Origin of the sequence: Pannonibacter anstelovis (assembly GCF_036881715.1) — a bacterium.
GTDB lineage: Bacteria > Pseudomonadota > Alphaproteobacteria > Rhizobiales > Stappiaceae > Pannonibacter > Pannonibacter anstelovis.
The window spans coordinates 59,278-80,966 of record NZ_JBAKBF010000008.1 but is presented as its reverse complement, the minus strand read 5'-3'; the positions used below and the strand labels follow the sequence as shown (position 1 = coordinate 80,966).

Here is a 21,689-nt window from a genome sequence, read left to right as displayed (position 1 = left end):
ACCGCGGTGCCCGCTTTCCGGAAGTTTTCCGCAGGTATTCTGTTCTGTCTCCCTTGGCGTAGTGCGTTGATGCTTAAAAGGAAAAGCTACCATCTCAACCGCTGCAATAATCAAGGGTTGTGGCTTGTAGTTGTATTTTGGGCGGGTTGCTCTTGTCCGTTTTGCCGATTGCCGTTAGGCCGTGGCGGTTTTTACGAGCCCTATGTGCCCAGTTGACGCGATAACGGAGACGACCCTTGAAGAAGATACTGACTGCGCTTGTTGTTGGCCTGACCCTTGCCGGCTGCGCATCTTCCGGCAATCAGAGCCTGAGAGACGAAACGGAGGCGAGCGTCTCCGCCAAGCTGACCGAAGGCAAGACGACGCGGAGCGAGGTGCAGCAGATGTTCGGCTCACCCTATCAGACGAGCTTCACTTCCGAGGGCGAAGAGATCTGGACCTACCAGCTCGACAACCTGCAGGCCGATGCCGTGAACTTCATTCCTGTGGTTGGTGCGCTGGGCACGTCCCACTCGGGCAAGCGCAAGCAGCTGGTCGTGCTGTTCAACAACAAGAACATCGTCCGCCGCTATTCGATGACCGATTCCGATGTCTCGGTGAAGACGGGCGTCTTCCGCTAAGACTTTGCCGATTTAAGGACTGGGTCCTGTACTGCAAAGGGCTCAGTCCTTCGACTTTCGTCTTGCCATGGCTCGACCATGGCATCCATTCCGTGACCGTGCAGCCCGCGCAGCCGCTCTGAATGCTCGCGTCCTTTCATTGCTCCGGTATCTGGAGATGCAAGGGTATGGATGACATGATCAAGTCATGGCATGACGGAAGCGGGCATGTGAAAAACAAAGGGCGCGCTCATCCGGCGCGCCCTTTGTGCCTTTTCATTCGACGAGCTTTTCTGCCATCACGCCGATGGTCTGGACATAGACTTCGGCCTTGTTCCACTCCCGCAGAACCTCGTGGTTCGGTGTGCCGGGCGCCCAGCTTTCTCCGGCGCGCCAGCCCTTCTGCTTCAGGTAGTTGGCGGTGGAGGCCATCACATCCGGGATGGAGCGGATCAGGTCGCGCTTGCCGTCCCGGTCATAGTCGACGGCGTAGTTGAGATAGGAGCTGGCCAGAAACTGGGTCTGGCCCAGCTCGCCCGCCCAGGCGCCGCGCATGTCCTCGCGCACCTTGTCGCCGTTTTCGATGATCGTCAGGGCCGACACCAGTTCGCGGGTGAAGAACTCGGAGCGGCGGCAGTCATAGGACAGTGTCGCCAGCGAGCGCACCACATCCATCTTGCCGGAGTTCGCGCCATAACCGGTCTCCAGGCCCCAGATGGCGATGATGATCTGCGGCGGCACGCCAAAATCCTGCTGGATGCGTTCGAACATACCGGCATACTGGGCGTGCATCATGCGGCCCCGGTCGATCAGCGCCTTGTTGACGCGGCGCTTGTAGAACTCCTCGAAGCTCAGCTTGAACGACTTCTGGCCCCGGTCGAGTTTGATGACCTGCGGATCATAGGTGACCCCCTCCAGGGCATTGGCAACCGTATAGGACTTGAGCCCGTACTTGCCGGGCGCCTCTTCCTTGAACGCGGCGAGCCAGGCATTGAAGCCGGAGGCATCATTACCGCAGGAGGCTGCCTGAGCGGGCTGGATTGCGAGGAATGGAACGAGGGATGCAGTCAGGGAAAGGGCAAGAGCGCAAAGCAGCTTGCGCATGGCGGGCACTCCCGGATGACCCGGCGGCACAGGTGCCGGGCATGTGTGATGGGTGAAACCGAAAGGCGGATGATTCGTGATGCTTCCTGCCTTTCGAATGAGCTGGCTTGCCTTTGTTTCCCCCGGTTCGTCAAGGGAAAGAGGGCATCAAATGCCGTCTCTCCGGGCAGTCCCACGCGGTTGTGACCGGATGTGACCCTCCGTAGGCCTCAGGCGGCAGAGTTTCATAGCGCAAGCCAATCGGCCGGAATGTGATGCAGACCACGGTTTTGGTCCCGCAACAGGCGCATGCCATAGCCATGGGGGCGGGCTGCAGAGCCATCATGGCGCTGGAGCGGCTTTGGATCAAGGAACAGACCCATGCGAGGCATTTCCTTCTGGTTCTTCATTTCCGCCATGTTCTATGGCGTCGGCAGCATCATTTTCGGCATTCAGATGTCCGCAGGCCAGGGGGCAGGCTTTGCCACCGCCAACGTGCAGCTGACCCTTCTGGGCTTTCTGACGATGACGCTCTTCGGGCTCTACTACAACGCCGTGCCGCAAGCGGCCCATTCCCGGCTGGCGCGGCTGCATTTTGCCGCAGCAACCGTTGGCATGTGGCTGATGATCCCCGGCGTTGCGATTGCCATCGAGGATGGCAATCTCTTGCTGGCGATGACAGGCTCGGCCGTCATGGCCATCTCCATGGTGCCGTTTGTCATGATCCTGCGCCGCCTGCGCCGGATTGCCGCTCATGCGGCAGGTTGATGCGCCGTGCCGTCAGCCTCAAGCAAGGCGAGAATCTTAACTCAAGGCCGGGGTTTTGATGTCTCCGGCCTTGCGCATGGGCGCTCCGGGCCAGGGAGCAAGACTGGCGGCTCTGTCTGTCCCTCAGCCAATGATTTGACCTTGCAGCCTATTTAGGCTTTTCATCGCGGCCTAGGCTGTGTAGCCATGAAGGCCGTTGACTGTGGAGCGTGACAGATGTCCCTGGATGCCGAAGCCATAACCGACCGCCGGAGGCTCCGCCGCAAGCTCGTGTTCTGGCGCGTTGCAGCCTTTCTCATCCTGGCTGCCGCCCTTGTCTCAGGCCTCGTTGCCCTTGGTGGCGGTTTCAATGCCGAGCGCAACAGCCCGCATATTGCCCGTCTGCCCGTTGAAGGCGTGATCCTGGAAGACCGGGACCAGCTGAAGCTGATCCGCGAAATGGGCGAGGACAAGAATGTCGCCGGGGTGATCATCTCCATCAATTCGCCGGGCGGCAGCACCACGGGCGGAGAGGCGCTGTATCAGGCCCTGCGCGAGCTTTCGGCGAAGAAGCCCGTCGTCTCCGAGATCCGCACTGTTGGTGCGTCCGCCGGCTACATGGTGGCTCTGGCCGGCGATCATATCGTGGCGCGCTACAACTCGATCACCGGATCGATCGGCGTCCTGTTCCAGTTCGGCAATGCCGAGAAACTGATGGATATGGTCGGTGTGAAGATGGACGCGGTGAAGAGCGCGCCCATGAAGGCTGAACCTGATTTCTATTCTTCTCCATCTGAGGAAACCCGTGACATGCTGGCGCTTCTGGTGGGCGACAGCTACGACTGGTTCGTCAAGCTGGTTACCGAGAGGCGCAAGCTGACCCCGGAAGAGGCAAGGGCCGTGGCTGACGGGAGCATCGTCACCGGCTTCCGGGCACAGGAGCGCAAGCTGGTGGATGCCATCGGCGGTGAAGACGCCGCCATCGCCTGGCTGGAGAAGGAAAAGGGCGTTGCGAAGGATCTTCCGGTCGTCACCTGGAAGGTTCCCGAGGAGCAAAGTGGCCTGCCATTTTCTGCAAGGATTTCGCAAGGGATCGGTGAAGGGGCCGCCAAGGCGCTGATTGAGGGCGTTTCAGAGGCTAAGGGATTGATTTCTCCGAGCCTTACGCTTGACGGGCTCGTCTCTGTTTGGCACGCTCCCGGAGGTGTGCCGGGTGGTCAGGAACAAGGGAGCGGGGAATGATCAAATCCGAGCTAGTGCAGCGCATCGCGGAGCAGAACCCGCATCTCTATCAGCGTGATGTCGAGAACATCGTCAATGCGATCCTGGACGAGATCACCGAGGCGCTGATGCGCGGTGACCGTGTGGAATTGCGCGGCTTCGGCGCCTTTTCCGTCAAGAACCGCCCGGCCCGCGTCGGCCGCAATCCGCGCACGGGGCAGAAGGTCGAGGTGGACGAGAAATACGTTCCCTTCTTCAAGACCGGCAAGGAAATGCGTGAGCGCCTGAATGATGGCGTCGACCATGGCGAAGACGGCGACGACGAAGACTGACCGCCGTATGGCCCAGAGCAGCTCCAGCAAAAGCGGAAGCCGGTTTGCCTCCGCGGCTGCGTGAAGACAAAGAAATGAGAGCATTGCAGGCCAAGCCGTTGCCGCCGGACATGCTCTAGAAAAAGGCAGAGCCCGTGACCCGGTTTCTCAAGAACCTGATCCTTGTTGCCATCGCTCTTGTGGTGGTGCCGCTTTCGGTTGCCAACCGGCATGGGGTCAATCTCTCGCTCAACCCTTTTGATCCGCAGGACCCGCGCCTGACGCTCACCGGCGTGCCGCTGTTCTGGGTGATTTTTGCCGCCATGCTGGTGGGGATCGTCATTGGCGGGCTTGGAGCCTGGGCCAAACAGGGCCGCTGGCGCCGCGAGGCGCGCGTCAAGCGCTCCGAGGCTGACAAGTGGCACAAGGAAGCCGACAAGCTGCGGGCCGAGGTTGAACAGTCCTCACCATCCCGCGCCCTTCCTGGCCCGGACAGCCGCGCTGCCTGAGGCTAGTTGAAATTCAAGGTTTCGGTGCCGAATAGCCCGGCAGCGTCCAGCCTCTTAGAATGGCGCCGCCCCGGATGATAAAGGCTGCAAGCGCACCAATGAGGGCCGCGGGCCAGAGCGAGAAGCCGACGAGCGTCAGCACCACAAAGACGGCCGCGCCCGTAAAGGCGGCCGTGACATAAATCTCCGGCTTGGCAATGGCGGTCGGATCCCCCGCCACCACATCGCGGAGGATGCCGCCGAACGTGGCAGTGGATGCCCCCAGCAGGATGGCGACGAGCGGCATGTGATCGACAGCCATGGATTTGGCTGCACCCATCACGCAATAGGCAGAAAGGCCGATGGCATCGGCCCAGCGTAGCGGCTTGCCCCAGCCTTCGACGATATGTGCGCCGAACCACATCAGCACGCTCACGCCGAAACAGACCAGCAGGTAGCCCTCGGATTTGGTCCAGAACACGGGCACGCCGAGGATGAGATCGCGCAGCGTGCCGCCACCGACACCGGTCATGGTGGCGAAGAACAGGAAGGCGATGAAGTCCATGCTCTTGCGGGAAGCAACAATGGCGCCGGTCACCGCAAAGACGGCAACGCCCACATAGTCGAGCACCATCAGCACGTTCAGCAGTGTTTCGGGGGCCTTGTCGAACATCATGAGCCGGTTACCTTCTTCCTGCCGGGACGAAAAGCCGCCTGCAATCGAAGCCTCTCTAGTCCAGATCGGTCCCTGGGTGCAATCGCGCCGCTACAGCTCGCTCATCGCTTCGGCGGCCTTCACGGCGGCGGAGGCACGGTTTTCGACGCCGAGCTTCACATAGATCTGTTCCAGATGCTTGTTCACCGTGCGCGGTGACAGTCCAAGGATTTCGCCGATATCCTTGTTGGCCTTGCCACGGGCTATCCATAGCAGCACCTCTGCTTCGCGGGCAGTGAGACCGAAGCGGGTGCGCAGGCCCTCGGTCTGGCCGGCCTCGTCTCCGCCCGTGAGGCGGAAGAGATATTCATCCGGGCCGACGGCGCCCAGATAGGTGAAATCAAGCTTCTGCCCCGGCGCTCCCACGAAGGAAGTGGTCCGGTTTCCGCCCGCCTGACTTGCCATCGGACTGGGGCTTCCAAGCCAGGTGCCCAGATGCTGGCTGATGAGGGATGGCACATCGCCTTCCATGCGCCCGGCAAACTGATTGAGCGCCGTGCGCGCCTGCGGCGTTGCCCATTTCAGGCTGCCAGTGGAGGCGACGGCCATCAGGTGGCGCCCGGCGGCATCGAGCGCGATGCGGGCGCTCTGCACCTGACGGGCATTGGCCAGATGCACGCGGATGCGCGCCTGCAGCTCGTCGAGATTGATCGGTTTGGTCAGAAAATCGACGCCGCCGCTTTCCAGCGCATGCACCACATGTTCCGTCTCGCTGAGGCCAGTCATGAAGATCACCGGCACATGCGCCAGTTCCGGCATGGCTTTCAGCTGGCGGCAGGTTTCAAAGCCGTCCGGCTGCGGCATCACCGCGTCCATCAGCACCATGTCGGGTGTGATGCGCCCGGCAATGGTGAGCGCCGCCGTGCCGGATGTCGCGACCAGAACCGTCACGCCCGATGCCTCCAGCGCCTTCGTCAGGAAGCCGAGAGTTTCGGGGGAATCATCCACCACAAGGACGATGTCGCGCTGGGCAGGAGCTTCAGTCATGGCTTCAGACATACCTTCAGTCATGGGGCTGGACCTCTTCCAGGATGGTTCTGTAGCCAGCAAAATCAAACTGCTCCAGCCGTTCGCGCAAGGCCGCAACTAGAGGGCCGTTGCCCGCTTCCCGGTCCAGTTCGCTCAGCTTTGCCTCGATGCCATGCACATAGCCGATGTCGCCAAGATCCATCAGGTCACGCAAGTGACCGGGGCCGGGATTGGCATAAAGTCCCGGCGCCGTTTCCCGCTGCGGCTCTGCCTGAGGCAGGATGATGGGGAGGGAAGGGGCGGCCAGCTGTTCTGGCGCAGCTGAGGCAGGGGAGCCATAGCGCCAGACGAGGCCGGGCAGGCGGCCAAGCCGGTCGAGAAGCTGGGCCATGTCCACGGGCTTTGCCAGCGTATCGTCATGGGCTGGCTCGCCGGTGGGGCGCAGGGCCGTATCACCGATATTGGCCGAGAGCATGACGATGCGGCCCTTGTAGCCGCGATGGCGCAGGGCCGCTGCCACTTCCCAGCCGTTGAGGCCGGGCATGGAAATGTCGGCCAGCACCAGATCCGGGGCCAGTTCAAGCGTGAGGTCTATGCCTTCCTGCCCGTTTTCCGCCGTCAGCACGATGAAGCCGAGTGGTGCCAGCATTTCGCGCATGAGGGCGCGGTGGTCGCCATTGTCGTCGATGACGAGGATGGAGCGGCGCGGCCCCTCATAGCCGCGCACCAGCCGGTCGGCGGCAAGGGCAGGCGCGGGGCCGTTGAGGGCTGCCAGCATCAGCCGCACGGTGAAGGTGCTGCCCTTGCCCGGTTCGCTTGTCACATCAATGGAGCCGCCCAGCGTTTGCGCCAGAAGCTTGGTGATGGTCAGCCCAAGGCCAAGGCCGGGCGTGCGGTGCACGGCTTCGCTGCTGCCACGGCCGAAGGGCTCGAAAATGCGCTCCAGATCCTGCGGGGCAATGCCCCGGCCCGTGTCGGTGATGCGGAAGGTGGCGACTTGCGAGCGGTAGGCCACGTCCAGGGTAATTTTGCCCTTGTCCGTGAACTTGATGGCGTTGGACAGGAGGTTGACGAGGATCTGGCGCAGGCGCTTTTCGTCGGTGCGAATAACCGCGGGCAGGTTCGGCGCGCGGGAGAAGTCGAAGCTGAGCCCGGCGGCTTGCGCCTGCAGCCGCACCATGGCGACGATCTGGTCGAGGAACTCGTGGATGTTGACCGTGTCCGTGCTGACTTGAAGCCGGCCAGCCTCAATGCGGGAAATGTCGAGAAGGCCGTCGATCAGGCCGGAAAGATGCTCCGCGCTGCGGCGGATGACCTGAATGCTGGCCTTGCGCTCACGCGGGATGGCTTCGTCCCGCTCCAGCACCTGCGCATAGCCGAGAACCGCATTGAGCGGGGTGCGCAATTCGTGGCTGAGGCCGATGACATAGCGGCTCTTGGCGTGGTTGGCCGCTTCCGCCGCTTCCTTCGCCCGTTGCAGGGCGGCGTCCGTCTTGCGGTGCGCCTCGATTTCCTGCAGCAGCAGCGTGTTCTGGCGGGCGGATTCTTCTTCCGCCACCCGGCGCGTGTCATGTGCCAGCACCAGAAACCAGACGCCGATTCCCGCGGCGATGGCGAAAACCACAAAGATCAGCGCGATGATCTGCCCCGGTGCGAGACTCTCCTCCACGCCGTGTACCATCGACTGATTGTAGATGATGGTGAGGATGAGCCCGATGCCTGCGATCACCAGCGCCGAGGTGGTGAGGTAGCGGCCAAGGCGGGTGCCGAGCTTTTCCATGGCCCAGACGGGCAGGGCGGCAGCTGCGGCAGCTCTGGTCTGATAGGCCAGCCGCGCCTTAGGCTTGCAGCTGTCGCCGCAACGGGCATCCAGCGTGCAGCAGAGCGAGCAGATCGGCACCTGATAGGCCGGGCAATAGGCCATGTCCTCCGGCTCGAACGGATTTTCGCAGACCGAGCAGGTGATGGCGGTGCGGGACTGCCAGTGGCGGCGTGGCTTGCGGGCCAGATAGTACTTGCCCTTCGTGCCCCAGGCGATGAGCAGGGCAAAGACGTAAGGCAGCACGAAGGCGATGAAGGTGGCGAGTGCGGCCGCCGTGACGCCGAAAATGCCGTAATGCGCCAGCAGCGCAATCAGTGCCGCCCCGCCCATGGCGCCGGTGCCTACGGGGTTGATGTCATAGAGGTGGGCCCGTTTGAACTCGATGCCGGGCGGTGACAAGCCCAGCGGCTTGTTGATGAAGAGATCGGCGGAAATCGAAGACAGCCAGGCCATGGCGATGATGGAGAAGACCCCGAGGGTTTCCTCCAGCAGTTCGTAAATGCCAAGTTCCATCAGCAGCAAGGCTATGCCGACATTGAACACAACCCACACCACCCGGCCAGGATGGCTGTGGGTGAGGCGGGAGAAGAAGTTGGACCATGCCAGCGACCCGGCATAGGCATTCATTACGTTGATCTTGAGCTGCGCCACCACCACGAAGGCGGCCATCAGCAGGATGGCGGCCTGTTCTGAAGGCAGCATGTAGCCGAAGGCCACCGCATACATGCGTGATGGCTGATCGGCTTCGCCCGCCGGAATGCCGGAGGACAGCACCAGCACGGCAAGGAAGGAGCCCGCCAGCAGCTTCGGCAGTCCGATGACAACCCAGCCGGGACCAGCCAGAAACAGGGCAAAGCGGCGCAGCGGGGACAGGCTTTCCTTCGCGGGCAGAAAGCGCAGGAAGTCCACCTGCTCGCCGATCTGCGCCATCAGCGCCAGCACCACGGCAGCGGCAGCGCCGAATTGCAAAAGGTCTACGGGATTGGAGTAAGCCTCGCGTGGAACGCCTGTGACCGGATCAATACCCGCAAAGCCGAGCCACACACCCACCGCCGGCCAGTCGGTGAAGGCGATGAAAATGAAAGGCAGGATGTTGAGAATGATCCAGAAGGGCTGGGTCAGAAGCTGGAAGCGGCTGATCAGCGTAATGCCATGGGTCACCAGCGGGATGACGGCCAGGGCGCTGATGATGTAGCCGATCCATAGCGGGATGCCGAAGGCATAGTCGAGGGCGCTCGACATGATCGAGGCTTCGATGGCGAAGAGAATGAAGGTGAAACTGGCATAGACAAGGGAGGTGAGCGTCGAGCCAATGTAGCCGAAGCCGGCCCCGCGCGTCAGAAGGTCGATGTCCACCCCGTGGCGCATGGCGTAGCGGGCAATGGGCCAGCCGACGAACAGCAGCACGGCGCAACCCGCTAGAATGGCGGCAAAGGCATTGGCCGTGCCGTAGGACAGGGTGATGGCGCCGCCGATTGCCTCCAGCGCCAGAAACGAAATCGCCCCGCTGGCCGTATGGGCAATGGCGCGGCTGGAAAAGCGCCGGGCACTCTTGGCCGTAAACCGCAGGGCATAGTCTTCCAGGGTCTGGTTGTTGACCCATTGGTTGTAATGCCTGCGCACCGGCAGGATGCGCTGACGCGCTGTCATTCAGGCGCCCCCTATTTAGGCGTCTGCCCATTCATTGGGCAGTTTGCCGTTCCCGCATTCCCGAAAAAGCTCCGGATGCCGCTCCGTTTCTTGCAAGTTCACCTGTACCTAGCAGGGATCATGCCGGTTTTCCCCGTGGCGCTGCCCAACGGGAAGGCAGGCGGCAAGGCTGACGCAGGGGGCTACGTCAATCGACGTATGTTGCGCTGCCGCATGAGGCCGCACGATCCCCTTCAGACGGCAGCCAGCGGCGGCCGCGGGCGGCAAGCCGGATGAGCGGAAATGCTCCGGACGGCGCACCGCTTCCAGATGGGGTGATCCCGGCGGATGGCCGGGACGGGCAAAAATCAAGGGGAACAGCAGATGATGACCAGGATGACTTCCCGCATGGCAGGGTTCGTGGTGGCGGGCCTGATGACTTCGACCATGATCGGCGGCGCGCTGGCCGAGGAGACGATCAAGATCGGCATCCTGCATTCGTTGTCGGGCACGATGGCGATTTCCGAAACGACGCTGAAGGACACCATGCTGTTCCTCATCGAGGAGCAGAACAAGAAGGGCGGCGTGCTGGGCAAGAAGCTGGAGGCGGTTGTCGTTGACCCTGCATCCGACTGGCCGCTCTTTGCCGAGAAGGCCCGCGAACTGATCTCCGTCAACAAGGTTTCGGCTGTCTTTGGCTGCTGGACCTCCGTGTCGCGCAAGTCCGTTCTGCCGGTGTTCGAGGAGCTGAACTCGATCCTGTTCTACCCCGTCCAGTACGAGGGTGAGGAAAGCCAGCGCAACGTGTTCTACACCGGCGCTGCTCCCAACCAGCAGGCTATCCCGGCGGTTGACTACCTCATGAACGAGGAAGGCGTGGAGCGCTGGGTGCTGGCGGGCACCGACTATGTCTATCCGCGCACGACGAACAAGATTCTTGAAGCCTATCTGAAGTCCAAGGGCGTCAAGGAAGAGGACATCATGATCAACTACACGCCGTTCGGTCATTCCGACTGGCAGACGATCGTGTCCGACATCAAGGCCTTCGGCTCGGCCGGCAAGAAGACCGCCGTGGTCTCCACCATCAACGGCGATGCCAATGTGCCTTTCTACAAGGAACTCGGCAACGCCGGTATCAAGGCTGAAGACATTCCGGTCGTTGCCTTCTCCGTGGGTGAGGAAGAGCTGGCCGGTCTCGATACCGCACCGCTCGTTGGCCATCTGGCCGCCTGGAACTACTTCCAGTCCGTCGATACGCCGGTCAACGCCGAGTTCATCGAAAGCTGGCGCGCCTATACCGGCAACGAAAAGCGCGTGACCAACGATCCGATGGAAGCTCATTACATCGGCTTCAACATGTGGGTGAAGGCGGTCGAGAAGGCTGGCACGACTGACCCGGATGCGGTCATTGATGCGCTCGTCGGCGTGTCCGTCCCGAACCTCTCCGGCGGCTACTCGGCCATGATGCCGAACCACCACATCACCAAGCCGGTGCTCATCGGCGAGATCCAGGCAGACGGCCAGTTCGAGACCGTATGGGAGACCCCGGGCCTCGTGGTCGGTGACGAGTGGTCCGACTACCTGGAAGGCTCCAAGGACCTCATCGCCGACTGGCGCGCCCCGCTCTCCTGCGGAAACTTCAACGTGAAGACCGGCAAGTGCGGCGGCTCCGGCAGCTGATGTGGGGAGCAGGGCGGGAATCTCCCGCCCTGCTCTGTGCCGTGTGGCTCGCAACCGGTTCCTCTTCCCAAGGAATAACGCTGTCGCATCTGATGAATGCAGCTATGCACCAGCGCCTCCGCTCCCCTCCCCCTTGAGGGGAGGGGGAAGGGGTGGGGGTAACGGACTGAGAACGCGCGGTATTTTCTGAAAGTTCACGGACCAGTGTTGTGCCAGTTACGCAGCGTTTCTCCGTGAAAACCCCCACCCCTAGCCCCTCCCCTCAAGGGGGAGGGGGACTGAGAGGCCGCTGTGCGCAAAGAATCATAAGCGCAGCAGCTGGTCTCCAAGGGCAAGGGTCAGCCTGCCGGGCGCTCGAATCCGCCCGGATCATCAAGAGAATTTCCAGCCAGGTGACGCCCATGTCTCTGAAACGCCTCATGATCTGTCTGCTGACACTGGTGATCTTCGCCACAGTCCAGCAGCCAGCCTTTTCGCAAGCCACGGACGTTCTGCGGCCGCTGGTGAACAAGCTGGGCGAAGGCGGGTTCAAGGAAACCGAGGCGCAAGTGGGTGCGCTGGCGGCCACCGGAGATCCCGCCGTTGCCCCGGCGCTGGAGGCCCTGTCGTCCGGTGATCTTTACTTGCGCAAGAGCGACGGCATGGCCGTCATCGGCGTGAAGGCGGGCTCCGGTCTTGCCCTGACCGATCCGCTGACCGGAGAGGCGCTGGGCACGGTCGCGGCGGGTGAAGTCTCCAAGATCAAGGTCAACAACGGCTTGCGCCGCACCATCCGCTCGGCGCTGGGCGGTCTGACATTGCGCGCACCCGATCCGGCAGTGCGGCTTGCAGCGGCTGGTGCCGTATTCAAGGCTCGTGATGCTGAGTCACTGCCCTTGCTGGAAGCGGCGCTGGCCGCTGAAACCGATCCAGCGGTCAAGGCAGCCATGGAGCAGGCCCGCGCTGCGGCCATTCTCGTCAGCGATGCGCCGGAGGCAGCGAAGCTGGCGGCGGTGGACATGATCGCCTCTGCGGGCGGGCGCGATGCCCTCTCCGTGCTGACGGCGGTGACCGGGGATGCAAAGACATCGCCAGCCCTGCGTGATGCAGCGCAGGCCGGCATCACGCGCATCGAAAAGACCATGGCGCTTTGGGATGGCGCGCAGAACATCTGGTATGGGCTGTCGCTGGGTTCGGTTCTGCTGCTGGCCGCTATCGGCCTTGCCATCACCTTTGGCGTGATGGGCGTGATCAACATGGCCCATGGCGAGATGGTGATGATCGGCGCCTATGTCACCTTCATGGTGCAGGAGGTGATCCGCACCAGCTTTCCGGCGCTGTTCGACATGTCCTTGTTCATCGCCCTGCCGCTCGCCTTTCTGGTGACGGGGCTGATCGGCATGGCCATTGAGCGCGGTATCATCCGTTTCCTCTACGGGCGGCCACTGGAAACGCTGTTGGCCACCTGGGGCCTGTCGCTGATGCTGCAGCAGGCGGTGCGCTCCATCTTCGGGCCAACCAACCGCGAAGTGGGCAATCCGGACTGGATGTCCGGCGCCTTCCAGCTGGGTGAGATGACCATCACCTATAACCGGCTCTGGATCGTCGTCTTTGCGCTGCTGGTCTTTGCCGGGCTGATGCTGGTGCTGAAGAAAACGCCTTTCGGCCTCTACACCCGCGCCGTCACGCAGAACCGCCGCATGGCCGCCTCCATGGGCATCCGCACACCCTGGATTGACGCGCTCACCTTCGGCCTTGGCTCCGGCATTGCCGGGATTGCCGGTGTCGCCCTGTCGCAGATCGACAACGTATCACCCAACCTTGGACAGGGCTACATCATCGACAGTTTCATGGTCGTGGTCTTCGGCGGCGTGGGCAACCTGTGGGGCACGCTGGTGGGCGCGCTGACCTTGGGCGTCGTCAACAAGTTCCTGGAGCCCTATGCCGGGGCCGTGCTCGGCAAGATCCTCGTGCTCGTCTTCATCATTCTCTTCATCCAGAAGCGTCCACGGGGGCTGTTTGCTCTCAAGGGCCGGGCAGTTGACGCATGATCACCCATTTCCTTCTCCGCGCCTTCGACCGGCAGGCCACGCTGTTCCTCATCATTGCTGGTGCCATCATTCTGGCGGTGCCTGCGCTCAACCTGCTGCTGCCGCCGGATCATCCCCTGCATGTGCCCACCTATGCGGTGAGCCTGATGGGCAAGTATCTCACCTATGCGCTGCTGGCGCTGTCGGTGGATCTCGTCTGGGGCTATTGCGGCATTCTCTCGCTGGGGCACGGGGCCTTCTTTGCCCTCGGCGGCTATGCCATGGGCATGTATCTGATGCGCCAGATCGGCCCGCGCGGCGTTTATGGCGATCCGGTGCTGCCGGATTTCATGGTGTTCCTCAACTGGAAGGAACTGCCCTGGTACTGGTACGGCTTCGACAGCTTCCCCTTTGCCATGCTCATGGTGCTTCTGGTGCCGGGCGTGCTGGCCTTTGTCTTCGGCTGGTTTGCCTTCCGCTCGCGGGTGTCGGGTGTCTATCTCTCGATCATCACGCAGGCGCTGACCTATGCGCTGCTGCTCGCCTTCTTCCGCAATGACATGGGCTTTGGCGGCAACAATGGCCTGACCGATTTCAAGGACATCCTCGGCTTTTCCGTGCAGGCCGATGCCACCCGCGCCGGGCTGTTTCTTGCCTCGGGTCTGGCGTTGATCGTGTCCTTCCTGCTCGCCCGTTCCATCACCCGCTCCAAGCTCGGCAAGGTGCTGGTGGCAGTGCGCGATGCGGAAAGCCGCACCCGTTTCCTCGGCTACAAGGTGGAGCGCTACAAGCTCTTCGTATGGACCGTTTCGGCCATGATGGCGGGCCTTGCCGGAGCGCTTTATGTGCCGCAGGTGGGCATCATCAATCCGGGTGAATTTGCCCCGGCCAATTCCATCGAGGTGGTGATCTGGGTGGCTGTCGGCGGGCGCGGCACGCTCTATGGGCCGATCATTGGCGCGGTGCTGGTCAACTACGGCAAGACCTGGTTCACCGCCGTGCTGCCGGAAGTCTGGCTCTTTGCTCTCGGTGCGCTGTTCGTGGTGGTGACGCTGTTCCTGCCCAAGGGCATCACCGGCCTTGCGGCCCAGATGCGGGCAAAGATCGCAGGCCGCCGCAAGCCGCAGGACACCTCCTCATCCGGCCCTCAATCCGGTCACCAATCCACGGGCGCGAGTGCGCCGCAACCGGCGGAGTGAAGCCATGACCCGTCAAACGAGCCTTCTCTATCTGGATGGCGTCAGCGTCTCCTTCGATGGCTTCCGCGCGCTCAACTCACTGTCCTTCGTCATCGCGCCGGGCGAAATGCGCGCCATCATCGGCCCCAATGGTGCGGGCAAGACGACGATGATGGACGTGATCACCGGCAAGACCCGGCCGGATACGGGCGAGGTGTTCTTCGGCGGTCAGACCGACCTCACCCAGCTGGACGAAGCCGATATTGCCGAGCTTGGCATTGGCCGGAAATTCCAGAAGCCGACGGTTTTTGAGAGCCACACGGTTCAGGACAATCTGGAACTGGCGCTGAAGGCTCCGCGCGGACCGTTCTCGACGCTGTTCCACGTGCTGTCGCGCAAGGAAAAGGCACGGGTCGAGGAGCTGCTGGAACTGATCCGGCTGGGCAGCCGCCGCAACGAGCTGGCGGCCAATCTCAGCCATGGCCAGAAGCAGTGGCTGGAAATCGGCATGCTGCTGGCGCAGGAGCCGCAGCTTCTCCTGGTCGATGAGCCCGCAGCCGGCATGACCGACGCTGAAACGGCGGAAACGGCGGAGCTGCTCAAGGACATCAACAAGACCCGCTCTGTGGTGGTGGTGGAGCACGACATGAGCTTCATCCGTGCACTGGGCGTCAAGGTGACGGTGCTGCACGAAGGCTCCGTTCTGGCCGAAGGCTCGATCGACCACGTGTCGTCGAACGAACGGGTGGTGGAAGTTTATCTGGGACGGTGAGGGGAAATTGCCGCAGAGCCAGATCGCTAACAAAACTTCCGCCTCTCTTCTTGAGGGGGCAGATGAAGGCCCCGCCTCTTGGCCGGATGAAATGGAGCAGACCATGCTGAGCGTTGAAAAGATTGATCTTCACTATGGCGCGGCTCAGGCGCTCAAGGGCGTCTCCATTGAGGCGGAAGCGGGCAAGGTGACCTGCCTGATGGGCCGCAACGGTGTGGGCAAGACCTCGACATTGCGTGCCATCGCGGGCCAGCAGCCGGTCAGCGGTGGGCGCATCCTGTGGCAGGGACAGGATATCTCGCGCCTTGCGCCCCATGCCCGGGCACGGCTTGGCATTGCCGTCGTGCCCCAGGGCCGCGAGATCTTTCCGCTTCTGAGCGTGAAAGAGAATCTTGAAACCGGCTATGCCCCCCTTGCCCGCCGCGACCGGACCATCCCGGAGACCATCTTCGAGCTGTTCCCGGTGCTGAAGGACATGCTGGCGCGCCGGGGCGGTGATCTGTCCGGCGGCCAGCAGCAGCAGCTTGCCATCGCCCGTGCCCTCGTCATGCGGCCGAAGCTTCTCGTGCTGGACGAGCCGACAGAAGGCATTCAGCCGTCCATCATCAAGGACATTGGCCGTGCCATCGAATGGCTGCGCGATCAGGGCACCATGGCGATCATTCTGGTGGAGCAGTATTTCGAATTTGCCCGCGACCTTGCCGACCGCTTCGCGGTGATGGACCGGGGCGAGGTGGTGATGGCGGGCCTGCGCAGCGAGCTCGATGAAACGGAAGTGCGCCGGCATCTGACGGTCTGAGCTTCGTGACGCCCCGGCATTAAGAATACGCAGTTCTGCGATTCAAGGTCACGCTGTTGACACGCTTTGTCCTAAACTTGGTCCGATTCGGTATTCGGGGAGACTGGGATGAAGCGGCTTGTGATCGGGGCAGGCATTGTGGCTGTGCTCGTGGCATCTGCTGTGGTCATCGTGCCCATGGTGCTGCCGAAGGACGCCATCAAGGCGCGGGTGATCCAGGAGGTGGAAGCGGCCTCGGGCCTGCGTCTGCGCATTGACGGCCCGGTGTCCATTTCCCTTCTGCCGGCGTTTCATCTCAGCGCGGAAGATGTCGGGCTGTCGGGTGAAGCTGGCGCCCGGGGTGTCGAATTTGCCCGTGCCGGTTCCATTTCTTTCGAACTTGGTTGGGGAGCTTTGTTTGGCGGCGCCATTCAGGTGACCGGCATTGCCCTTGAAACTCCGGAGTTCAACCTTCTGGTCGATGGCGAAGGCCGCACATCCTGGGCGCCGCGCCAGCCGATGAAGCGCATCGAGGGCGTCTTTACCCAGTTTGAAAGCAAGGGCAACGAACAAGCCGCGCCTGCGCCTGCTCCAGCACTTCCGGACGGCGCGCCGCAGGAGGCGCGGGACCTGGGGGCGCTGGCCCGTGTCGGGTTTGACGATGTTCAGATTCGCGGCGGGCGTCTTGTCTATGCGGATGAGCGTAGCGGCACGCGGCAGGAACTGGCCGATATCAATGGCCGTTTCACGATGCCCGGCCTTGATAAGCAGGCTGATCTGGATGCCAGTGCAATCTGGAACGGCCAATCCGTCCTGCTCGATGCACAGGTGACGAGCCTTCTGAAGCTTGTGGCTGGAGAAACGGCAGCGATCGATCTCATGGCCAAGGCAGGCGAGGCGACAGTCAACGTGGAGGGAGAGCTTGGCCTGTCGCCGCTGGCTGTGGATCTGGCTGTGGACGGCAAGGCCACCTCTTTGGCTGCCATCATGGCGCTGGCGGGGGCTGAGGGCGCGCAGGACAGCGGAGAAGTCTCCCTCGCGGGCCGGATTGCCGGCGATGCGCGCCAGATTGCCCTGCAGGATGGAACGGCTGCCCTTGGCGCGCTCAAACTGGCGCTCTCCCTCAATGCGGACCTCACTGGCAAGGCGCCGAAGCTTGAGGGCCGTGTCCAGTCGTCGGGCGGCAGCTTGCAGGATGCGCTGAGGCTGGCAAACCTGTCCTTCCCGGCCACGGGTGAGTTTGGCACAGATCTGCGCTTTGCGGCCGCAGGAGCAGACGCGCCCTCGCTGCTGGGCTCCCTGCAGCTCTCGGGCCTTGTCTCGGTTTCGGGCGGCACGGTGACTGGCCTTGATCTGGCCGCTGCCGCCGGCGGCGATGAAAGCGCCAACCAGATCAGCGGCATCAATGCCAAGGTGAGTTTCGACGGGCTGGACAAGCCGGTTACCGTTTCCGGCGGGCTGAGCTGGCGGGGGGAAGCCTTCGCCCTGAAGGGCTCTGCCACGCCGGCCATTCTTCTGGCCGGTCTTCCGGCGCCTGTTGATGTCCGCCTTGAAGGCGCCCGGGGAGCTGCCGGCTTCGAAGGATCTGCCACATTGCCGGGCGGTGTGGATGGCTCGGTCTTTGTGGAAACGAAGAGCCTGCGCAATCTGCTGTCCTGGCTGGGCCGTCCGCTCGCGCCCGGTGCCGGTCTTGGCCCATTCCGGGTGGCGGGTGTGTTTGCCGCGGGAGAGAATGCGGTCTCCTTCCGCAATACGGCCTTCACGCTGGATGGCATCAGCGGCAGCGGCGAAGGCAAGCTGGTTTTTGGACAGGTGCCGAAACTGACGGCTTCGCTCGTGCTCGAAAGCCTGCCGCTTGATCCCTATCTCGGCACCGGCCCAGCTCAGGCGCCTTCCGGCGCGAAACCTGCGGCAGGTGCTGCGGCCCCGTCTGGGGGCGCCAAGGCGGCGAAGGGCTGGAGCAATGCCCCGGTCGATTTCGGCGGACTTGCCGCCTTTGATGCGGATCTGACACTGACGGCCAAGTCGATCAGCTGGGACAGGATCACGCTTGGCAACAGCACGCTCAAAGTGGCGATTGCCGATGGCGTTCTGACCGCAGATCTGCAGCAGGTTTCCCTCTATGGCGGCGAGGGCAAGGGCACGCTGACGGTGGAAGGCGGCAACCGCCAGCCTCAGATCCGCTCGGCCTTCACCCTGTCCAAGGTCGGTGCCCGGGATTTGCTGCGCGATGCCACGGGTATTTCCTGGCTCGATGGTGCGGGCTTTTTCTCCTATGACATCAACACGCGCGGCAGCAGCGAAGCGGAGCTGATCGGCAACCTCGGCGGTGAAGCGAAGCTTGAAGTGCTCAATGGCGCCATTCTCGGGGTCAACCTGCAGGACATGGTGCGTAATGTCGCCGCCCGAACGCTGCTGGGCTGGCAGCAGTCCAGCGAGGCGCGGACCGATTTCACGACGCTGAGTGCCTCGTTCCAGATCAGCAACGGCGTTGCCGTCAATCAGGATCTGGTGCTCGCCGGTCCGCTGATCCGCATGACGGGCAGTGGTACCACGGACATGCCGGGCCGTGCGCTGGACTGGCGGGTGGAGCCGCAGATCGTTCCCAGTCTGCAAGGCATTGCCCCGATGCCGCGGGCCAAGGGTGAATCCAAGACGATGGCCGCCCTCGGTGTGCCCGTTGTCATCCGTGGCGCCTGGGACCGGCCGCAGATCTATCCGGACATCCAGGGCATACTGGAAAATCCGCAGGCAGCTTACGAACAGCTGCAGCAGGTGGGCGGAGAACTGGTGCAGCTTCTGAAAGTCAAGCCGGAAGAAGCGCTTGGAACTGTTGCCAATGACCTCGTCAGCCAGACCACTGGCGGCAAGGTGCAGATCGACGTGCAGAAGGTTCTGGATGGCGAGGTCAGTGACCAGAGCGTGCTGAAGGCTCTGGAGCAGGGCTTCGGCCTGCCGTCCGGCTTCCTGGGCTCGTCCGGGCCGGGGGTGCCGGAGGGGCGTGAGGTGCTGCCGGAAGAGCCAGGGTCTGAATCACAGCCCCAGCCTTGAAGTGGACCGGCGTCAGCCTGCAGTGGCAGGCAGGCCAATGGCCTTGCGCATGCAGGCAAGGCTGTCATCCAGCTTGCCAGAATTGTCGATGCGGATGACGCCGGGCACATCGGGCATATCGATGTCGGCCCGGCTGAGCCGGCGGCTGATCTCTTCCCGGCTTTCGCGGCCGCGCGCGGCCAGCCTTCCGGCCAGCACATCAATGGGCGCGGTCACCAGCAGGATAGTCAGTGAGGCATATTTCTGCCGTGCCTGATTGAGGATCTGACGTGAGCCATTGGCGATCACCGTGTGCCCGGCACGGATACCGTCATCGATGCTCTCCGGCAGGATGTAGCCAAGGCCATGCGCCTCCCAGGCAAGGGCCACCCGGCCCTCGCGGTAAAGCCCGTCAAATTCGGCCCGGCCTATGGCATCATGGTCTTCCGTCGCGCCGTCTGTCGTCCGGGTGATGAGGCGGCGGGCGAAGATATAGGCCGGATCGCCGTCAAGACTGTCACGCAGGGCATTCATCAGCGTGTCCTTGCCCGCACCGCTGGGGCCAACCACCAGCACCAGCCTGCCGGGCCCGAGCAGGGCCGTGCTGCCGCTTGTCTGGCGTTCCTCTATCCCGCCGTTCATTGCATTCTCCGTGACAGATGCCGCCTGCATATGGTCCGTCAGCTTCACGCGACGCGCCGTCCCTCGCGCCAGACGCCGCGCACGACCGGCACATTGCCCACCAGCCGCACCTGCACCAGATCGGCCCTGAGGCCCGTCTCCAGACGGCCGCGGTCGGCAAGGCCTGCCATTTTCGCCGGGGTAGCCGTCACCATTGCCATCGCCTGCGGCAGTGAAATGCCCTCGACTTCGCCCGCCAGATGGAACGCTGCCTGCAGCATGGACACCGGCACATAGTCTGAGGAAATGATGTCAAGGCAGCCGTCTTCTGCCAGTGCCTTTGCGGAAATGTTGCCGGAGTGGGAGCCGCCGCGCACCACATTCGGGCCGCCCATCAGCACGCCCATACCGGCCGCATGGGAGGCGCGGGCGGCTTCCAGCGTGGTCGGGAATTCGGCAATACCGGTGCCGAGACTGACCGCCTCGTCCACATGGGCCACGGTTGCATCGTCATGGCTGGCCAGAAGGATGCCGCGTTCACGGGCCGAATCTGCCAGCAGCTTGCGGTGCTGCGGGGCATTCTTGTCCGCAACAGCCTGCCGCATGGCGATATAGGTTTCCATCTGCTCGTCGGTGAAGTTCTTCTTGGTCTGGTAATAGACGCGGTACATCTCGATGGAGACGAACTGCCGCTGGCCGGGGGTGTGGTCCATCAGCGACATCAGGCGCACGTGGGCATCGTTCTTGAAATGCTCGTAAGCGCTCATCACGTCCGGGGCAGACACCTCGCAGCGCAGATGGATGAAATGCTCGGCGCGCAGCCTCTTTTCGGCCTGTGCGCTTTCGATGGCGCCCGCGAGTGCACGCATGTCGTCCACATTCAATTCCGCTTCCGCATCCATTCCGACGCGCAGGGCATCAAACACGGTGGTGATGCCGGCACAAGCGATCTGTGCGTCATGGGCCTGCACGGCAGAGACCGGGTTCCAGCGCACTTTCGGGCGCGGCGAGTAATGGATCTCCAGATGGTCGGTATGCAGTTCGACCAGTCCCGGGATCAGGAAGTCTCCTTCGCAATCATGGCCATGGGCTGGAATGCCGCCCTCATCGATGGCGCCGATCGTGCCGCCCTTCACCTCCAGGCTGCCGGTGATGACACTCTCCGGCAGGACGAGGCGGGCGTTGGTGAAGCTGTGCGTCATGTGGGTCATTGGCTCTGGCTTTCGGCAGAAACGGGGATCAGGCGCAGGGCAGGGTCCTGCGGGCCAATGGATCCCGTGAGGGGCAGGATGTCGATGGCGCGGAAAGGTGCGCCGCGTTCTGCCTCGGCAAAAAGACCGAGGCTGGCAATCTGGTGGGGACGGTCCGTCACCCCGGCAAAGTGGTCCATGGCGGCTGTCTCGAGGGCAGACATGGTGCTGTCCGCCTCCAGCTTCACCGTAAGGGTCATGTGGAAACGGAATTCTTCGAACACATACGGATAGCCCCAGGCCCGCAAGAGGTCCTGCTGGCGGGGCGACAGGTTTGCGGCCAGCCGGCGGGCCATGTCGGCTTCGCTCAGGGGCGCGCGGAAGGGCTCGAAAGCCTCGACACAGGCTGCCGCAAAACCATTCAGGTCTTCGCTCACCGGCTGCGGGGTCAGTGCCAGAAAACGGCCAAGCCGGGTGACCGACAGACCGGGGATGCCGAAGGGCGCGGCATGGCTGCAAAAGCTGCGGAATGCATTGCGCAGCGCTGGTTCATCAAGTCCGTCCGTGAGGGAAAACGGCGCCTTCAATGTGCCGTGAAAGCCGTAGCGGCGCGGGTCCGCCGTCAGGGTGGCCAGATCCTCACCGGAGAGGCCTGCAATGTGCGGCTGGGGCAAGGCCTTGCCGTCTACCGCGTCGCGTCCCAGCCACGCGGCGCCGAGCCGGGTCAGGGGACTGTCTGCAGGAGCGGTATAGTAGATAGCGTAACGCATCGGAGAGGGCCGTCTTGTCTCAAGAATCGTAAGGCTGGATAAAAGAAGCAATGGCCAGAACTAAGGCTGGCGGATGT

The 21,689-nt window shown here is 62.9% G+C and carries 18 protein-coding genes; 11 read left to right on the top strand and 7 right to left on the bottom strand.

Annotation, left to right across the window (positions count from 1 at the left end; translation table 11 throughout):
• The first annotated feature begins 236 nt into the window (after positions 1-236).
• The gene (locus V6L75_RS13545) at positions 237-620 is read left to right on the top strand and encodes a hypothetical protein (RefSeq protein WP_334252027.1); all 384 of its coding nucleotides are present in this window, start codon (positions 237-239) and stop codon (positions 618-620) included.
• Between the two features lie 255 nt (positions 621-875).
• On the opposite strand, the gene V6L75_RS13540 is transcribed toward V6L75_RS13545, so the two are convergent.
• Complete coding sequence (locus V6L75_RS13540) at positions 876-1,703, bottom strand: lytic murein transglycosylase (RefSeq protein ID WP_334252026.1); 828 nt, start codon at positions 1,701-1,703, stop codon at positions 876-878.
• Between the two features lie 360 nt (positions 1,704-2,063).
• Between V6L75_RS13540 and V6L75_RS13535 the strand changes: the two genes are divergently transcribed.
• The 4 genes from V6L75_RS13535 to V6L75_RS13520 all read left to right on the top strand — a co-directional run bounded on the left by V6L75_RS13535 (position 2,064) and on the right by V6L75_RS13520 (position 4,470).
• Complete coding sequence (locus tag V6L75_RS13535; protein ID WP_334252025.1) at positions 2,064-2,450, top strand: hypothetical protein; 387 nt, start codon at positions 2,064-2,066, stop codon at positions 2,448-2,450.
• Between the two features lie 216 nt (positions 2,451-2,666).
• A complete protein-coding gene (gene sppA, locus V6L75_RS13530; RefSeq protein WP_334252024.1) occupies positions 2,667-3,671 on the top strand; it encodes a signal peptide peptidase SppA in 1,005 nt (334 codons plus the stop codon).
• A complete protein-coding gene (locus V6L75_RS13525; RefSeq protein WP_334252023.1) occupies positions 3,668-3,982 on the top strand; it encodes an integration host factor subunit beta in 315 nt (104 codons plus the stop codon). The genes sppA and V6L75_RS13525 overlap by 4 nt, the downstream gene beginning before the upstream one ends.
• 134 nt (positions 3,983-4,116) lie before the next feature.
• Complete coding sequence (locus tag V6L75_RS13520) at positions 4,117-4,470, top strand: LapA family protein (protein ID WP_334252022.1); 354 nt, start codon at positions 4,117-4,119, stop codon at positions 4,468-4,470.
• A gap of 13 nt (positions 4,471-4,483) precedes the next feature.
• Here the strand turns inward: V6L75_RS13520 and V6L75_RS13515 are convergent, their stop codons facing one another.
• From V6L75_RS13515 to V6L75_RS13505, 3 genes are all read right to left on the bottom strand, one after another.
• Positions 4,484-5,125: a trimeric intracellular cation channel family protein gene (locus V6L75_RS13515; protein WP_334252021.1), complete on the bottom strand. Its 642-nt coding sequence runs from the start codon at positions 5,123-5,125 to the stop codon at positions 4,484-4,486.
• Between the two features lie 90 nt (positions 5,126-5,215).
• The gene (locus V6L75_RS13510) at positions 5,216-6,151 is read right to left on the bottom strand and encodes a response regulator (RefSeq protein WP_425498795.1); all 936 of its coding nucleotides are present in this window, start codon (positions 6,149-6,151) and stop codon (positions 5,216-5,218) included.
• 16 nt (positions 6,152-6,167) lie between these two features.
• Positions 6,168-9,605, bottom strand: coding sequence for a hybrid sensor histidine kinase/response regulator (locus tag V6L75_RS13505; protein WP_334252020.1), 3,438 nt, complete (start codon positions 9,603-9,605; stop codon positions 6,168-6,170).
• Between the two features lie 375 nt (positions 9,606-9,980).
• On the opposite strand from V6L75_RS13505, the gene urtA reads away from it, so the two are divergent.
• The 6 genes from urtA to V6L75_RS13475 all read left to right on the top strand — a co-directional run bounded on the left by urtA (position 9,981) and on the right by V6L75_RS13475 (position 19,052).
• Complete coding sequence (gene urtA / locus V6L75_RS13500; protein WP_425498796.1) at positions 9,981-11,264, top strand: urea ABC transporter substrate-binding protein; 1,284 nt, start codon at positions 9,981-9,983, stop codon at positions 11,262-11,264.
• A 401-nt stretch (positions 11,265-11,665) separates the two neighbouring features.
• Positions 11,666-13,294 (top strand): urea ABC transporter permease subunit UrtB, encoded by a 1,629-nt coding sequence (gene urtB, locus V6L75_RS13495; RefSeq protein ID WP_334252019.1) that lies wholly within the window; start codon positions 11,666-11,668, stop codon positions 13,292-13,294.
• Positions 13,291-14,472, top strand: coding sequence for an urea ABC transporter permease subunit UrtC (gene urtC, locus V6L75_RS13490; protein ID WP_425498792.1), 1,182 nt, complete (start codon positions 13,291-13,293; stop codon positions 14,470-14,472). Before urtB ends, urtC begins: the two co-directional genes overlap by 4 nt.
• A gap of 4 nt (positions 14,473-14,476) precedes the next feature.
• Positions 14,477-15,223 carry an urea ABC transporter ATP-binding protein UrtD gene (urtD, locus tag V6L75_RS13485; RefSeq protein WP_334252018.1) on the top strand — a complete coding sequence of 249 codons (747 nt, stop codon included), beginning with the start codon at positions 14,477-14,479 and terminating at the stop codon, positions 15,221-15,223.
• 103 nt (positions 15,224-15,326) lie between these two features.
• The gene (urtE, locus tag V6L75_RS13480) at positions 15,327-16,022 is read left to right on the top strand and encodes an urea ABC transporter ATP-binding subunit UrtE (RefSeq protein WP_334252017.1); all 696 of its coding nucleotides are present in this window, start codon (positions 15,327-15,329) and stop codon (positions 16,020-16,022) included.
• Positions 16,023-16,130: 108 nt separating this feature from the next.
• A complete protein-coding gene (locus V6L75_RS13475) occupies positions 16,131-19,052 on the top strand; it encodes an AsmA family protein (RefSeq protein ID WP_334252016.1) in 2,922 nt (973 codons plus the stop codon).
• A gap of 12 nt (positions 19,053-19,064) precedes the next feature.
• Here V6L75_RS13475 and phnN read toward each other — a convergent pair whose 3' ends face one another.
• From phnN to V6L75_RS13460, 3 genes are read right to left on the bottom strand one after another with little or no spacing between them, the layout of a single operon-like run.
• The gene (gene phnN, locus V6L75_RS13470; protein ID WP_334252015.1) at positions 19,065-19,673 is read right to left on the bottom strand and encodes a phosphonate metabolism protein/1,5-bisphosphokinase (PRPP-forming) PhnN; all 609 of its coding nucleotides are present in this window, start codon (positions 19,671-19,673) and stop codon (positions 19,065-19,067) included.
• Positions 19,674-19,717: 44 nt separating this feature from the next.
• Positions 19,718-20,863, bottom strand: a complete 1,146-nt coding sequence (locus V6L75_RS13465) for an alpha-D-ribose 1-methylphosphonate 5-triphosphate diphosphatase (RefSeq protein WP_334252014.1) — start codon at positions 20,861-20,863, stop codon at positions 19,718-19,720.
• On the bottom strand, positions 20,860-21,612 hold the full coding sequence (locus tag V6L75_RS13460; protein WP_334252013.1) for a DUF1045 domain-containing protein: 753 nt from the start codon (positions 21,610-21,612) through the stop codon (positions 20,860-20,862). Before V6L75_RS13460 ends, V6L75_RS13465 begins: the two co-directional genes overlap by 4 nt.
• Between the last annotated feature and the right edge of the window lie 77 nt (positions 21,613-21,689).